We start from the raw sequence: 14,902 nt of genomic DNA, 5'->3' as shown, positions 1-14,902 counted from the left end.
CTTATCATGCTTGCTCTAAAACCAATCGCCTCCAGGCAGCGTGATATGCAGCGAGTAGATGAACACCACATACAGCCCCCCTGTCAAAAGGACGGAGTATACGATGGACGTACGCCACCGATAGCTGCCGATCAATATAAAAAATGCAAAGGAGACAAAGAGCGTCGCCATTGTGTAGCCGATCGCGCCGAGCAGCCAGACATACAGCAACAGGAATAAAAAGCAAAGCAGCAGGCGCAGCCTTTTTCCAGGAAAAAGCGGTCTGGGTTTTGGCGAAGAGGCTTCCTCCGTCACACGGAATGATTGGACCAGCAGCACACCTCCGAGCATGAAAAACAGTAAGCCGAGAATGGCAGGCAACGTGTGATCCCCTACGTACAAGGACGTCGAAAATGCCTCCAGACGATAGGCCTCGAATGATAGGACGACTCCAAGAAACATACTTAGGAGGGCACCGATAAAATCTGGCTGATTATCCGGGCGTCTCATGTGTATCACCTCAGCAAAAAAGCTACCACCAGCCTATGGCACATGCGCCCATTGTGTGCGAAAGCATAAAAAACTACCATAGCCAGTCCGTATGGGACACAGCATATGGTAGTCATTTACATTTCGATTTGGTCGCTCAGACGAATAATGGCATGAGCGACCTTCGCTTCATACGTCTCATTGCTTTCGAACTCGCTCCACAGCTCATTGATATCACCGTTCGAAACATCGTGGATCATGAGCATTTTCAAAAGCTTCTCCATATTGGCTTGATTGCGGATCAAATGAGGCTCCATCCGCTTAACCACCATCCATAATTTTTGCGAATTGACCATCGGCGTCGTCACCATCTGCATCCGCTACCTCCACACCAATTATAACTACATATAACTAGTTATAATTAATTATAACGAATTACTCAAGTGAAAATGTTGTCTTCCGAAGTCACCTTTTTGCGTATAAGAAATGCCCTCCAATTGGAGGGCATTGATTGTATGGTTCAGTATGTTGCTTATGTTTCTACTGTCAGAGAAAAAAGAGGATTACCAAGGCTCCGGCCAGCCATATTGTATCATCAGATTGGGTTGCTTGGCTGGTTGTTCTACTAAAACTGGCATTGTAATGAAGGCGGTTAACATACACAAAGACAATATCCATTTCTTCATGACCTATACCTCCTGTTTGGATCTATGATTACTTCCATTATACACGTTTACCAATTTATGGAGTATACCAAAAGGAAGATTTTTTTTCTTTGACACATAGAATTCAAAAAGTACGCTCAAACTCTTATCTGCTTGTTTGATCTCATTGATTGCACGATAGTAATTCACGCTCTCCACAAGGCTATCGATTCCTAAGTCTGCTTCGTTTTTTTGAATGTAAAAGGTGCCCTTTGTTCGGAAATACAGTCCCATTTGATTGTATTGATTCGGAGTAGTTAAATTCTCTGGCAAGATCGATGCTTCTGCCAAAAATATTTCACGGATTTTCTCTTCTTCTCCTACCTGGATATAAATCTCTAGCAAATCATTCGCAATCACAATTTTTTCATCCTGTGCTTGTTCCGCAAGACACTCTTGTAATACCGGAATGGCTTTATCAAATTTCCCTGTCTTTCCGTATAGTTTACCCCGAATATGTCTGGCATGTTTATGTACCTCGGGATAATCGAACATTTCGTATCTCTCCAGATAAAAATGTCCTAATGTGTAGTCCTCCAACTCAAAATAGGAAATGATGATCGCAAGAATCGCTGCTGCTTTTTGCTCACTCTGACTATGGTCGATTTCAAGCCCTTGTTTACACAGATGAATACAATCTGAATAGAATCCAAGACGCAATGCATGGAAGGAAAATTTATAGTAGGTCAAAATTCGCTCATTGATATGCAGATAGGACGTGTAGTGTAATAGCTCCTTGCCTTCTACATAGGTTTGATCTAATTGGCTTAGATTTTCACGTCGAATCATGTAGCGTTGGAAAAGCGATCTTGCCAGATACAAAGGAATTCCATGCTCACGTGAGTAATCACAAATCACGTCATAAAGAGCCAAGCGCAGTTCTTCATTCCCTTCCATTCCCGCGCTTTGATACAGATAGTCTAAAGAAAGAAATGTATTGCTTTTGGGACAATTTAGCAATTGCAAAGCTACTTTGTTGGTAAGAACCACATTCTTCTCTTGCATCACAGCCTCTAATAAAGACCGCAGTGTCGCTTCGCGCTTAATTTTATATAAATAGGGTACGATCGCTGTATAAAGTGGAATATCTAGTACTTTTGCCAGCTTCATTACATGCTGCATATTTGGTAAAGTAAAGGCATCGGATTCTATCTTACTAATGGTTCCAGAAGCTACACCTGTTCTTTCTGATAACTCAGTCAGTGTTAAGTTTGCTCTATTTCGATATACTCGTAATATGCCCCCAAAGGTCTTTCCCTCTGAAATCACAGCAAATACACCCTCCTGATGATTCCTTTTTATGGATATGATAGCACATTAAACCACGAATGATATAATCGATTTGAATCATTTTTAAATAGATTACACTTTTTAATAGAGTGAAGGAAGAAAAAATGGATCGATCATACCTATACTTGACAACATAAAAGGCTACATCCAAATTTGAGTGGATGTAGCCTTTATGCGAATAGAGCACTTGGTTTACTGAATGTGGAATCCATTCCTTACACAAGTACCCAAGATTGCTTACTGCGATTTTTCGGGGTCGTAATTGATTTCCACCAATGCTTCGGCCGCAGTCTCCCTAATATAATCAGTCGGAGAATTTAAGTAAGGTTCAATTACATTGATAAATTCTTGGTTTTTTGAAGCACCAATTATGGTTAATGCATAATCTAGAATAGGGTCGTTTAGAGTTGGTATAACGTTTGCTAATTTATCCCATTCTATGGTTTTGGCTACTTCTTGAAATGTTACTGCATTTGCAATTATTCGAAACAAGCTCTCTTTTATAGCAACGTTTTCTTCTACTATCGCAAGGTCTAGGGCATACTCTGTGATATTAATAACGTCATCACGATTGAGTGTTCCATACTCTATTAAATCACCAATTTCTTCTAATCTGTTAAATAGATCATCACCTCTATTTAGGAATAACCTTTTCAGATAAGTGACGTCGATCATATTATCCTCCTATGGGTGTTTGAATTGGTATATGAGTATCATTACCCAACTCTTCACTATAATTGGGGCTGTTTTTATTGAAAATTCCTCTTGTGTGCCATTTCCTTTTGAATCCAAGTACTTGTTTCCTCTTACAACTCTTACTATCCAATTATTTCTTGCACTACTTCCTTCTGGAGCTGATGCGTCGGGGCCATGAACTCTCACTCGCCATGATACCCCATCCCCATTTTCTTCCCAGTGGTATTCAAATCCTTTTTCTACCTTCCCTTTAACTGGAGTTAATTCACGTCTTTTTGCATAAGTGGGAATTCTTGAAATAATATCATCTACTGTAGATCCTCTTATTCCAATAAAATCTCCAACACGTCCTGTTCCTAACTTCGCAACATTACCAAATATGATGCTCCCACGTTCACTTTTTAAGTAAGTGAATGCACGCTTTATAAACACACCACCTCTGAGATAGACAATAGTGCCAGTAACTATTGGACCTACCACCCATCCAGCTGCTTCGGCAACAATAACTGCATCTCCAATAAGGAAGATTTCGACTGTTTCACCATACCTATCATGTCCTAGTGATGCATCTGCATAAGCATAACCTAACAAGCGATCAGTGATTATACCATCTTCCTGCAAGTAACCCATGTTTCGCTCATAAACACCTTTTGCAACATGGGTACTCCACTTGTTGAGAATGACTTGATATGAAACTACACTCATCAATAATTCACTGTCATAACACCCAGTATTGGTATGGATATAGATCAACAGCAATCATATTATGCGTACATGAAGGTATTTACGAAAAAGCCGCTTAACTAAACAAGCGGCTTTTTTGTGCCTATCTACTCCTATCTTCTTTAATACTATCCGTGCTTTCAATCATTTCGTAGAATCACGTTGTTGTTGTCGATGCTCATTTAGAGCATCCATCCAAATCGTAACGAGCTCTGCAAAATGCTTTGTTTCAATGATCGACTCCAATTCTTCGCCAGTGTCTATACCCTTTTCTAGCTGATCCTCAACGTATGAGTTATAAATTCGAGTATAATCCCTCCGTATTTCGGAACTGTATAAATTTCCAGTACCATCTGATACTTCCTCTTCACCAGATACCACTCTTTGTATCCGGTCTAAAATTAAGTTCTTCGAGAGTTCCGATCGAACCTCGACTTCTAAAAATTCTTCTACAATCGATAAATGTTCTGGTAAGCAAATTCGTAGTTTATCTGCCTTATCATCGAAAACAATTTCGTAAGGTATCATAGGGTTCCTCCTAGATTACGGTTCATAAATTGGGTAAGCTGTAGTAATCCTTCCATCCTTGTCTAGCCACATTTCAATTTTAATGCCAGAGGAATGCCTACCTTCCCATTTTTGTATTATTTCCGTTCCATTTCACTTTATGGAGGGGATTGCTCACGATGCCATCCTACAGCTCTTCCTTTTTCGTTAATTTCTCCTTCAAGGATATGCCTTCTAGCATTTGGGGCAAAGTACTTTTCAATATCATCCCATTCGCAATTACCAATATTATGAACCCAAATTCCTAAGTCAGTCACAAAATACGTGTTGAACATCAGCGTGGGAATAGCACATAGTAGTCACCTATATTGGGTCGGTGGATGAATAATGGCATTGGTTCATACAAATAAAAAGCTGTCGCCCAGCCCATGCTTACGAAAAGCATAGCCCGACAACAGCTTCACCTATCCCTCAACTACTCCATCGTCAAAACAACCCGACCATTGATTTGACCTTTTTCCAAACGCTCCAATACATCGTTGATCTGATCCAGCGGCTGCGTCTCGATGATCGCGCGAACCTTGCCGCGTGCTGCAAAATCAAGTGCTTCTTGCATATCCTTGCGCGTCCCCACGATGGAGCCTTTCACTGTCACTCCATTCAACACCGTGTCAAAAATCGGAATCGGCAGCTCTGCATTCGGCAAGCCAACAACAACGAGAGAACCGCCACGTCGAACGGATTTGTAGGCTTGTTCAAACGCCTTCTTCGTAACGGCCACGCTAATCGCCCCGTGGACACCGCCCACCTGCTCTTGAATGGCTTGTACCGGATCTACCTCACTGCCGTTTACTGTCACATCTGCCCCTAGTTCTTTTGCCAAGTCCAGCTTCTCCTTGTGAATATCGACAGCTACGACGTTGTAGCCCATCGCCTTGGCATATTGGAGAGCCACATGCCCCAAGCCGCCGATGCCGTAGATCGCTACCCATTCACCCGGCTTCACGTTTGCTACCTTCAATGCTTTATACGTTGTTACCCCTGCGCACAGGATCGGTGCGGCTTCCACATCACCCAGCTCGTCAGGAATGCGTGCCACGTAAGCAGCAGGCGCTACACAATATTCGGCATAAGCACCGTCTGCGGAATAGCCCCCGTTTAACTGCTGCAAGCACAGTGTCTCCCACCCTGTTAGGCAGTAGTCGCATTCGCCGCAAGCGGAGAATAACCACGGAATGCCTACCCGATCACCAATTTTCAGCGAGGTTACGCCTTCCCCCAGCTTTTCGACAACACCTACGCCCTCATGCCCAGGAATTAAAGGCAGCTTTGGCTTCACAGGCCAATCCCCGTGTGCCGCATGCAGGTCCGTATGGCAGACACCACATGTCTTGATTTTTACCAGAACCTCACCGTGTCCGACCTCTGGAATGGCAACTTCCTTTACTTCCAGCTTTTGATGGAACTCGTTGACTACTGCTGCTTTCATCTTGACCTTCCTCCTCTTTTATCCCCTTCAGGCATGTGCGCAAAGGGCAGATGTTCTTCCTGCCTCCTATTAATTGCAAGCAGCATGCCAAAATGAAAGCGCTTTAAAATCGAATGATTATGCGGTTTCCTTTCTTCCATGCAGCCGATATTGCGGCACATGAGCCGAAAAAACGGCCCCACTTGCCAACCTTTTGGCCGAAAAAGGGTATTCCTCCCTGCCTGCGGTATTACTACGTAGTGGAAAAAGGGGGCGAACGCATGCAAATATCCAAGTTCATGACGCCGGAAATCATTTTCGGGAACCAGTCTCTCGGCCAGGTAGGGGAAAGCTTGCGCCGATTGGGAGCTTCTCGTGTCTTTCTTGTCAGTGATCTGGGTGTGGCAAACGCAGGCTGGGTCGAGCGGATCATCTCTTACTTGCAGCAGCAAAAGCTCGATTACCATCTATGGACCAACGTGACAGCCAATCCGAAAGATTACGAGATTCATGCCGGTATTGCTGAATATCGGGCCAAGGAGTGCAATGCCATTCTCGGTGTTGGCGGTGGCAGTGCCATCGATGCAGCCAAGGCAATTGCACTGTTGGCTACCAACGAGGGCAGTATCGTCCAATACGAAGGCGTCGATAATATCCAGCATCCCCTTCCTCCCATGGTGATGGTACCGACGACAGCCGGCTCTGGTTCAGAGGTTTCGCAATTTTCCATTATTGTGGATAGTACACGCAAGGTGAAAATGGCGATCATCTCCAAATCGCTCATACCCGATATCGCTATCATCGATCCGCAAACCTTGATGACCAAGGATAAGCTGCTCACTGCCAATACAGGCATAGATGTGCTGACACATGCCATTGAATCGTATATTTCGCTCGCCGCAACACCGCTAACCGAGGTGCATTCCCTGCAAGCCATGCGGCTCATTGCCAAGCATTTGCGCCCATCTGTCGCCAGTCAATACAATACAGAGGCCAAGCAAGCGATGGCCATGGCGAGTCTTCAAGCCGGAATCGCTTTTTCCAACGCCATACTCGGTGCTGTGCATGCCATGTCCCATCAGCTCGGAGGATTCCTCGATGCTCCACATGGCGAGGTGAATGCCATCCTGCTCCCCCATGTACTTGAGTACAACTACATCGCGGCCCCGGAAAAATACAGGAAAATCGCTGAGTGCCTCGGTGAAAACACAGTGGGCTTGAGCACACATGCCGCCTCTCGTCTCACACTCAAAGCGGTCAAGGAGCTGGTAAGTGATCTGGAGGTGCCCCAATCCTTGTCGGCCATTGGGCTGCATCCGGAGCAAATCGACCTGCTCAGTTCTCTCGCCGTACTCGACGTGTGCATGACGACCAATCCTCGCGACATGACCGTCCACGATGTCGCGACGCTGTTTCGCCAAGCCTTGTAGGAGGTTCGCCATGCATACCAAACAAGAGATTCTGGAAAAATTGACCGGGATTCAATCCTCGCGAAAAAGCTATTACAGCGAGCTCGTCTATCTGATTGAGGAGATGAAAAAGAAAAACAAGCAGCTCGCCGTCATTAACCAGCTGACACAAATCCAGATCAACGCCACCTGGCAACAAACAACCAGTTATATCGCCGCCCAGCTCTCGCAAATTCTCGTGTTTGAGCATTTTGCCTTGACCATCGTGAAGGGAGGCATGCTCTCCTCTTATCTCGCCAAGTGGAATGATGCGGATTGGCAATGCCACACGCTGACACAGACCGTTTCTGTGGAAGCCCCTGTGCTCACCGGCCAGGTTCATCTTACCCTTGCCGAAGTGCTGCCTGAGCATCACGCCACCTCAGTTCCACTGCGCAGCCAGTTGAATCAGACCTTTGGATTTCTAACGCTTTTACGCCAATCAAGGCAGCTAATCGATCGGGATGAAGCCGAATTGATCCAGCTCGTCGCCAGCCATGTCGGTGTCGTCGTAGAAAACAGCCTGCTATTTCAAGACGTGAATGAAAAAATCAAAATCGAAGCCCAACTGATTCAATCCGCAAAAATGGCGGCGATTGGCGAGATGGCTGCCGGCATTGCCCATGAGTTGAACAGTCCGCTCACAGCCATCCTCGGAAACTCTCAATTGCTCATGCGCGAGAGGACAGATGCCCCAGAGGCTCCCTTGATGAAAGACATCTATCAATGCGGGGTGCGCTGCAAAAAGATCATTCAAAACCTGCTCACTTTCTCTCGGCAGGAAGAGTACTTGTTTTCCACTACCTCTATTGACGAGGTCGTAGAGGACGTACTGGGGCTGATTGGCTACCAGCTATCTGTTTCCGGCTTGACCATAACCCGGGAAATGTCCGAGCCTCCTCTGCTGTTTCATGGAAGTCGTCATCAGATTGAGCAAATTGTGATCAATCTCCTGTTAAATGCCCGGGACGCTGTGGCAGGCAAGGAAGCTCCACACATCGTCATCCGTTCCTTCCTCGTACAAGAGGAGAATAGCTCTTACGTAGGCTTATCCGTTTACGATAACGGCACAGGCATTTGTGAAGAGCAGCTTTCGCAGATTTTTCAGCCCTTCTTCTCGACGAAGGAACGGACAAAAGGGACTGGTCTCGGGCTTTCCGTCAGTCTTGGAATTGCAGAAGCACACGGTGGGAAGCTGTTTGCCGAAAGCGTGGAGGGAGAATACAGCAAGTTTACGATGCTTTTGCCACTGTTAGCTGACGAGGAGGACAACGATGGAGAAAAAACGGATTTTGATCGTGGATGATGAAACAGAAGTGACTACCTTTTTCACCTATTTTCTCAAGAAAAAAGACTGCGATATCGTCGTCGCCAATTCTGGCAAGGACGTGGAACGGCTGCTTCACTCGGATTCTACCGGCTTTCACGCTGCACTCGTGGACCTGAAGTTGCCAGATGCCGACGGGTTGACGCTGCTCAAACAGATCAAGGCCGTATTCCCCGCCTGTGAAGTCTTGATCATGACGGGCTTCAGTACGATTAAATCGGCTGTGACAGCGATGCAATGGGGCGCTCGCGATTACTTGGAAAAGCCTTTCGACGATCTGGACAGTCTGGAGCAGGTCATCGACGCGGTGCTCTCCCCTTCCAGCAAACACAGCGATCACCTATCCCAAGAAGCCGCCCAATATGGTATCGTGTATTCATCTGACAGTCCGATGGCTAATGTGACCGCAATTGCCAAAAAATTAGCAAAAAAGGCGATCCACGTCCTTATTGAGGGCGAAACGGGTACCGGCAAGGAGCTGATGGCCCGTTTTCTCCACGGAGCAAGCAATCGCGCCCAGCAGCCTTTTGTCGCTTTTAACTGCGGCGCCGTGCCGGAATCCTTGCTGGAAAGTGAGCTGTTCGGCTATGAAAAGGGCGCTTTTACCGGAGCGCTCAAATCACGCAAAGGCTTGTTCGAGCTGGCACATAACGGAACGCTGTTTCTCGATGAGATCGGGGAGGCCCCCCCTTCTATCCAAGTGAAGCTCTTGCGGACGCTAGAGACGGGAGAATTCATGAGGGTCGGTGGCGAGCAGATCGGTCAGAGCAATATTCGCTTTATTTCTGCTACCAACCGCGATTTGGAGCATGAAGTCGGGATGAATCGTTTCCGCAGTGACCTGTTGTATCGTCTGGAAGGGATCAAGCTGTCGATTCCCCCTCTTCGCGAACGACTTCAGGATATCCCCACAATCGCGCACAACTACTTGCAAAAGCGCGGTGGAGAGCCATGTGAAATCGAGCAGGATGCCATCGAGCTCTTGCAGCGCTACGATTGGCCAGGCAACGTTCGCCAACTGATCAACGTACTGAATCAAACTGTCGCGCTGCACGAATGCGAACGACTGCGTGCCGAGCATTTGCCAGCGAATTTGCGGAGCCGCACGATACAGGTGCAGCCGCCCACTGTCCCCAAACGGATCGAGCACGTTATTGATCACGAATGCGAGCGCTTTGTCGATACGATCAGTCGCCTTGTCACCTCTGTAGACGGGATCGACTTCGATTATTTGATCAAGCGGATTAAACAGCTCGAAGGCGAGATCGGGCGAACGATTATCGAAAAGGGCTTGACCGAAACGAATGGAAACAGACAGCTTTTAAGCAAAAAATTAAACATCACGAAACGGACGATTCGCTACATTTTGAACGAAAAAGCATAACGCCTGCACTGGCGCATCTAGGAGGCATTCACGTCGTGGTTCCCGAAAAATCTTTCTCGACCCTAAAAAAAATCCCTGCTGACTTCTCTCTATCTGCCGTTATTGTAGGACTCATCGCCACGATGGTCTCCTATGCAGGACCATTGCTGATCGTCTTTCAAGCTGCCAAGGGTGCAGGACTCAGCGATGCTATCCTCGCCTCTTGGATTTGGGCCATCTCGATTGGGAGCGGCTTGACGTGCATTGTGCTCAGTATCTGGTTTCGCACCCCGATCATTACGGCTTGGTCGACGCCGGGGGCCGTTCTGTTAGTCACCAGCTTGACGGTATACTCCTTTCCCGACGCGATTGGCGCGTATATTTTTTCGGCCGTGGTCATTACGCTCGTCGGTGTTTCCGGTTTATTTTCCGTCTTGATGAAATACGTCCCGCAGTCGATTACGACCGCCATGCTCGCGGGGATTCTCCTGTCTTTTGGCGTAGAAGTCTTTGTTTCCATGCAGCACCTGCCTGCCTTGGCTCTGCCGATGATCTTTTGCTATTTGTTCGCCAAACGCTGGTCGCCACGGTATGCTGTCGTGCTTACGCTTTTCGTCGGCTTGGGTGTCGCCTTTCTATTGGGGCGTTTGCAAATGGACAATGTCCAGATGTCCCTCGTCCAGCCCGTCTTTACGATGCCGACGTTTTCTCTCGATGCGATCATCGGCTTGGGAATTCCATTGTGCATCGTCGCGCTTGCCTCGCAGAACGCTCCAGGAATTAGCGTTTTAAAAGCAGACGGGTACGATACACCTGCTGGACCTCTCGTAACGACAACTGGCATCGCGTCGCTCTTGCTCGCTCCTTTTGGTTCACCAGGAATCAATCTCGCAGCAATTACAGCCGCGATCTGCACGGGAAAAGAAGCTCATCCGGATCATACCAAGCGCTACATTGCCGGAATTGCCTGCGGGGGCTTTTACTTACTCTTCGGGATGTTTGGCGCTACAATGGCTTCGGTGTTCGCTGCTTTGCCCAAAGAATTGATTGCTGTCATCGCTGGCTTGGCTCTGTTTGCCTCGCTCAGTTCCAGCCTCGCACAGGCGATGAGCGAAGCGAAGGAACGGGAATGCGCCTTGGTTACGTTTCTCGTCACGATTTCCGGCATCTCTATTGGCGGAATCGGCGCTGCTTTCTGGGGCTTGATTGCGGGGGTGATCACCCATCTGACTTTGAATGGCAATGTGAAAAGCTGGTTTGGGAAAAAGAAGAATACGCAGCCGTTGGCATAGCTGCCTGAACGTGAGGAGAGAGCCCCGTGAAAAAATGGTTTGGTGTCATTACTCTTTCAGCTTTCCTTCTAGCGATCAGCTCTGCTTGCACGACGAAGGAGCCCACACACTCCTCAAGTGGTTTTGCGCTATCGAAAACTTTTTCATCCACAGAAGAAATCACCCAATGTGTATGAAGTAGCCGTGGACAACGCGGATCATAAGCAGACTGAAATTCCAGAAGGCGAGTATCTTTTGTTTCTCCACGGTGGTTATGATGAAGAAGTTGGTCACGTGAGATGGTTTCCAAATACCCCCAACCAGTTATTTAAGGCGACTGGTGGGGACAGCGGCACCGCGTATAAGAACGTGTTTGTGTCAGACGAGATTCCCTCTATTACGGAAGAGAAGGTACTGGATGCAATCTAAGAAACGGCTCCTCGGATGCATCTGAGGAGCCGTCTTATATGTTCCCTGAAAACTAGCAGTAAAACCCTTGTTCCTCTGCGTAATTTCCCCAATGCGGGCGGCTACCATCTCGATCCGTAAAAGGATACTCGTCCGACAGGCCCCATGTACTGAGTGTTTTCCCTGTTTTTTCTGCGACTGCCGGGTCCGAAGCCAGCGCAACCACCGCTCTACCGATGTACGTAGGTGTTTCCGACATGAGGAAGTGCTTGTCTTGCTTTGCTGCCTCTCTCCACGTCTCTTCTGTCACGCCAAATTGATCGAGCATCGCTTCTGAGCGCAGGAAGCCCGGTGTTAAAGCCAACGCGGTAACCCCGTGCGGGCGCAGGTCCTCTGCCATCGACACCGCTAGATGAATCGTCGAGATTTTTGCCAAGCTGTAGTACAGATTGCCGCGGTACCGATAGTCGATTCCGTCCGTGATCTCGATAATCAGCCCTTTTTTCTGTGCGACCATGAGTGGAACCGCATAGTGACTGGTAATCATATGCGTACGAAGGGCGCGTTCTTGCATCAATAGACCGTCTGCCAATGGCTGCTCCCAGAACGGCGTCCCCCAGTGAGTCAACGGATCTCCACCCCAGATGTCATTGACCAAAAGATCGAGTTGTCCATTTTGCTCCGCCTTTACTCGCTCAAAGAATGCTTTTACCTCTTGTTCCTGCGTATGATCGACTCGCACAGCGATCCCGTTTCCGCCGCTTGCCGTCACGAGCTCTGCTGTCTCTTCAATTGTCTCCTGTCGTGCCATATCAGAGTGCTGACCACGCACCGTGCGTCCCGTCACATATACCGTCGCCCCTGCCTCTCCCAGACTGACCGCAATCCCCCGTCCTGCTCCTCTTGTGCCGCCTGCTACCACTGCTACTTTGCCTTGTAATGGTTTCATTCATAATGCCTCCTTATCGATTCATACATGGAGCATAACGAAGTAAATATGACAAGCGCTGTCATATTCGGTACGATACAATCAAAGTAATGTTGTTTTTATTTCTAGGAGGGCTTTTTATGCGGGCAGATCGACTCCTTGCGATTTTGTTACTCTTGCAAAACCACGGTCGTATGACTTCCAAGCAATTAGCTGAAAGGCTGGAGGTGTCCGAGCGAACCGTTCATCGTGATATGGAGGCTTTGAGTACGTCGGGCGTTCCCGTCTATGCGCTGCGCGGTGCAGATGGGGGCTGGGCTTTGGCTGAAGGGTATCGCAGTAATTTGACCGGAATGAAAATAGATGAGCTGCAATCACTGCTAGTAGCGTCCCCCGCTGCCCTGTTGAATGATCTCGGGCTGCATGAAAACTATGAAGCTGCTTTTCTCAAGCTGCTGTCCGCGCTGCCAAAAACGGTTCAGCAGGATGCCATCCACGTACGTCAGCTCCTTCATATCGATGGGGCTGGCTGGCATGAATCGACGGAGACGTTTCCGTTTTTGTCTACCGTTCAAGATGCCGTATGGCTCTCCCGCAAGCTGTTCATTCGTTACATGCGCGAAGATGTGGCCATAGAGCGCATTGTCTGCCCGCTCGGACTCGTCGCCAAGCGAAGCATTTGGTATTTGGTCGCAAAAGTAGACGAGGACATGCGGACGTACCGGATTTCACGACTATTGGATGCAGAACTCCTAGATGATGGCTTCGTCCGCCCCAGTGATTTCGACCTCGCTTCTTATTGGGAACAATCCACAATGGACTTCAAATCCAGCCTCCCGCGTTATCCTGCGCGGTTACTCGTTAAAAAAGGAACGTTACCTGCTGTAAAACAGGAGCGTTATATAAAAATAGCTTCCACCCAAGCCGCAACAGACGACTGGATGGAAGCAGAGGTTGAATTTCATACACTTGCATCGGCATGCTCGCTGGTACTCAGCTTCGGCCCGCACATTCAAGTGCTGGAGCCACAAGAACTGAAACGTGAGGTCCTAGAGCAGGTGCGTGCTATACTTGGCCTGTACGAGGTCCCGAATTAGCAAGGACTTTTGTTTCTCGTCCGTACATGAGCAGGACGATTGCTCCGACGATCAACACCGCAGTAAACATACTAAAAATGAACGTGTAGCTGTAATGATGCGACGAGTAGTAACCGACGAGATACGGCGCGATAATACTGCCGATTCTTCCGACACCTGATGCCATACCGGAACCGGTAGCGCGCAGCGGTGTCGGATAATTTTCCGGCGTGTACGCGTACAAAGCACCCCAAGCACCCAGATTGAAGAAAGACAAGAAGGCTCCCGTCACCAACATCTCCATGGTGCCACTGCTTTGTCCAAAAGCGAACGCCATCACACCAGTCATGAACAAGAAGGTCGCCAGCGTCCATTTCCGTCCCCATTTTTCCACGAGATAGGCTGCTGCGAAATAACCTGGCAGTTGGGCCAACGTCATGATCAGTACGTACTGGAAGCTTTTGATCATTGTAAAGCCTTTGTCGACCAATACAGATGGCATCCATAGAAACATGCCGTAGTACGAGAACGCAATCGCAAACCAGACGACCCACAGCGTAATCGTCTCTGTGCGATGAGACGTCAACAGCTTTCCAACCGGAATCTTTTCGGCCTGCTTTTGAAACTGCGGAGATTCAGGAATACTCCTCCGAGCGAACCAGGCGTACACAATGGGCAACGCCCCGATCATGACAGCCACGCGCCAGCCATAGTCCGGAATGATGAAATACGATATGACAGCCGCCGCGATCCAACCGACCGCCCAAAAGCTCTCCAGCAATACAACCGTACTTCCTCGCTTCTCCGGCGGCGCAAACTCGTTTACCAGCGTCGACGCTACTGGCAGCTCGGCACCCAAACCGAGTCCCATCAGGAAGCGGAACAGCAGCATGGTCGCAAAGCCAGTTGCGAAAGCGCTCGCAAAACTCGCCAAGCCAAACAAGACCAAGGTCAGCAAAAATACTGGCTTGCGGCCAATTCGGTCAGCCAAATAGCCACCTGCAATCGCTCCAATCGCCATGCCGACGAGATTGCCCGTCCCTAATAGCCCGGCTACTTCCCCCGTCAAACCCCATTCCTGTCGTAATGCCACCATAATAAAAGATAAAAGTGCAACATCCATGGCATCGAACATCCAGCCAAAACCGGCTGCCCAAAAAACTTTTTTGTAAGGCTTTGACATTCTCTTTCCCTGCTTTCCTTTCTTTTGCGCATGATATTCGCG

Annotated in this window: 15 protein-coding genes and 1 pseudogene; 6 read left to right on the top strand and 10 right to left on the bottom strand. The window is 48.1% G+C overall.

Annotated features, from left to right (window positions below; genetic code table 11):
- Positions 1–15: 15 nt before the first annotated feature.
- The 8 genes and pseudogenes from ODZ53_RS17420 to adhP form a co-directional block, all read right to left on the bottom strand.
- On the bottom strand, positions 16–489 hold the full coding sequence (locus ODZ53_RS17420) for a tripartite tricarboxylate transporter TctB family protein (RefSeq protein ID WP_372678682.1): 474 nt from the start codon (positions 487–489) through the stop codon (positions 16–18).
- Positions 490–605: 116 nt separating this feature from the next.
- Positions 606–845 carry an HD domain-containing protein gene (locus tag ODZ53_RS17415; RefSeq protein WP_372678680.1) on the bottom strand — a complete coding sequence of 80 codons (240 nt, stop codon included), beginning with the start codon at positions 843–845 and terminating at the stop codon, positions 606–608.
- A gap of 186 nt (positions 846–1,031) precedes the next feature.
- Complete coding sequence (locus tag ODZ53_RS17410) at positions 1,032–1,154, bottom strand: hypothetical protein (RefSeq protein ID WP_372678678.1); 123 nt, start codon at positions 1,152–1,154, stop codon at positions 1,032–1,034.
- A gap of 3 nt (positions 1,155–1,157) precedes the next feature.
- Positions 1,158–2,441: a helix-turn-helix domain-containing protein gene (locus tag ODZ53_RS17405; RefSeq protein WP_372678676.1), complete on the bottom strand. Its 1,284-nt coding sequence runs from the start codon at positions 2,439–2,441 to the stop codon at positions 1,158–1,160.
- A 258-nt stretch (positions 2,442–2,699) separates the two neighbouring features.
- A complete protein-coding gene (locus ODZ53_RS17400) occupies positions 2,700–3,137 on the bottom strand; it encodes a hypothetical protein (RefSeq protein WP_372678674.1) in 438 nt (145 codons plus the stop codon).
- 1 nt (position 3,138) lies between these two features.
- Positions 3,139–3,788: pseudogene (locus ODZ53_RS17395) on the bottom strand (polymorphic toxin type 30 domain-containing protein).
- Positions 3,789–4,025: 237 nt separating this feature from the next.
- A complete protein-coding gene (locus ODZ53_RS17390) occupies positions 4,026–4,409 on the bottom strand; it encodes a hypothetical protein (protein ID WP_372678672.1) in 384 nt (127 codons plus the stop codon).
- Positions 4,410–4,863: 454 nt separating this feature from the next.
- Entirely contained in the window at positions 4,864–5,877 is a 1,014-nt protein-coding gene (gene adhP / locus ODZ53_RS17385) for an alcohol dehydrogenase AdhP (protein WP_047074185.1), read from the bottom strand.
- Positions 5,878–6,137: 260 nt separating this feature from the next.
- Between adhP and ODZ53_RS17380 the strand changes: the two genes are divergently transcribed.
- The 5 genes from ODZ53_RS17380 (at position 6,138) to ODZ53_RS17360 (ending at position 11,694) form a co-directional block, all read left to right on the top strand.
- Positions 6,138–7,286 carry an iron-containing alcohol dehydrogenase gene (locus ODZ53_RS17380; RefSeq protein WP_372678669.1) on the top strand — a complete coding sequence of 383 codons (1,149 nt, stop codon included), beginning with the start codon at positions 6,138–6,140 and terminating at the stop codon, positions 7,284–7,286.
- A 10-nt stretch (positions 7,287–7,296) separates the two neighbouring features.
- Complete coding sequence (locus ODZ53_RS17375) at positions 7,297–8,610, top strand: sensor histidine kinase (RefSeq protein WP_372678667.1); 1,314 nt, start codon at positions 7,297–7,299, stop codon at positions 8,608–8,610.
- On the top strand, positions 8,579–10,015 hold the full coding sequence (locus ODZ53_RS17370; protein WP_372678665.1) for a sigma-54-dependent transcriptional regulator: 1,437 nt from the start codon (positions 8,579–8,581) through the stop codon (positions 10,013–10,015). Before ODZ53_RS17375 ends, ODZ53_RS17370 begins: the two co-directional genes overlap by 32 nt.
- Positions 10,016–10,050: 35 nt before the next feature.
- Positions 10,051–11,286 carry a benzoate/H(+) symporter BenE family transporter gene (locus ODZ53_RS17365; RefSeq protein WP_372678663.1) on the top strand — a complete coding sequence of 412 codons (1,236 nt, stop codon included), beginning with the start codon at positions 10,051–10,053 and terminating at the stop codon, positions 11,284–11,286.
- Between the two features lie 123 nt (positions 11,287–11,409).
- Positions 11,410–11,694 (top strand): hypothetical protein, encoded by a 285-nt coding sequence (locus ODZ53_RS17360; RefSeq protein WP_372678661.1) that lies wholly within the window; start codon positions 11,410–11,412, stop codon positions 11,692–11,694.
- Between the two features lie 52 nt (positions 11,695–11,746).
- Here the strand turns inward: ODZ53_RS17360 and ODZ53_RS17355 are convergent, their stop codons facing one another.
- Complete coding sequence (locus tag ODZ53_RS17355; RefSeq protein ID WP_372678659.1) at positions 11,747–12,622, bottom strand: SDR family oxidoreductase; 876 nt, start codon at positions 12,620–12,622, stop codon at positions 11,747–11,749.
- A gap of 119 nt (positions 12,623–12,741) precedes the next feature.
- Between ODZ53_RS17355 and ODZ53_RS17350 the strand changes: the two genes are divergently transcribed.
- Complete coding sequence (locus ODZ53_RS17350) at positions 12,742–13,698, top strand: helix-turn-helix transcriptional regulator (RefSeq protein WP_372678657.1); 957 nt, start codon at positions 12,742–12,744, stop codon at positions 13,696–13,698.
- On the opposite strand, the gene ODZ53_RS17345 is transcribed toward ODZ53_RS17350, so the two are convergent.
- Positions 13,667–14,860, bottom strand: a complete 1,194-nt coding sequence (locus ODZ53_RS17345; protein WP_372678655.1) for an MFS transporter — start codon at positions 14,858–14,860, stop codon at positions 13,667–13,669. The two genes, ODZ53_RS17350 and ODZ53_RS17345, sit on opposite strands and share 32 nt — an antisense overlap.
- Positions 14,861–14,902: the final 42 nt, after the last annotated feature.

Source organism: Brevibacillus sp. BD137, from assembly GCF_041644655.1.
In the GTDB taxonomy this organism is placed as follows: Bacteria; Bacillota; Bacilli; order Brevibacillales; family Brevibacillaceae; genus Brevibacillus; species Brevibacillus brevis_D.
Note: the sequence above shows the minus strand (reverse complement) of the source record. Positions and strands in the feature narration are given on the sequence as shown.

Bases quoted from the DNA above. Each gene is read 5' to 3' on its own strand.
- ODZ53_RS17420 (WP_372678682.1), bottom strand. From the start codon at position 489: ATGAGACGCCCGGATAATCAGCCAGATTTTATCGGTGCCCTCCTAAGT.
- ODZ53_RS17415 (WP_372678680.1), bottom strand. From the start codon at position 845: ATGCAGATGGTGACGACGCCGATGGTCAATTCGCAAAAATTATGGATG.
- ODZ53_RS17410 (WP_372678678.1), bottom strand. From the start codon at position 1,154: ATGAAGAAATGGATATTGTCTTTGTGTATGTTAACCGCCTTCATTACA.
- ODZ53_RS17400 (WP_372678674.1), bottom strand. From the start codon at position 3,137: ATGATCGACGTCACTTATCTGAAAAGGTTATTCCTAAATAGAGGTGAT.
- ODZ53_RS17390 (WP_372678672.1), bottom strand. From the start codon at position 4,409: ATGATACCTTACGAAATTGTTTTCGATGATAAGGCAGATAAACTACGA.
- adhP (WP_047074185.1), bottom strand. From the start codon at position 5,877: ATGAAAGCAGCAGTAGTCAACGAGTTCCATCAAAAGCTGGAAGTAAAG.
- ODZ53_RS17380 (WP_372678669.1), top strand. From the start codon at position 6,138: ATGCAAATATCCAAGTTCATGACGCCGGAAATCATTTTCGGGAACCAG.
- ODZ53_RS17375 (WP_372678667.1), top strand. From the start codon at position 7,297: ATGCATACCAAACAAGAGATTCTGGAAAAATTGACCGGGATTCAATCC.
- ODZ53_RS17370 (WP_372678665.1), top strand. From the start codon at position 8,579: ATGGAGAAAAAACGGATTTTGATCGTGGATGATGAAACAGAAGTGACT.
- ODZ53_RS17355 (WP_372678659.1), bottom strand. From the start codon at position 12,622: ATGAAACCATTACAAGGCAAAGTAGCAGTGGTAGCAGGCGGCACAAGA.
- ODZ53_RS17350 (WP_372678657.1), top strand. From the start codon at position 12,742: ATGCGGGCAGATCGACTCCTTGCGATTTTGTTACTCTTGCAAAACCAC.
- ODZ53_RS17345 (WP_372678655.1), bottom strand. From the start codon at position 14,860: ATGTCAAAGCCTTACAAAAAAGTTTTTTGGGCAGCCGGTTTTGGCTGG.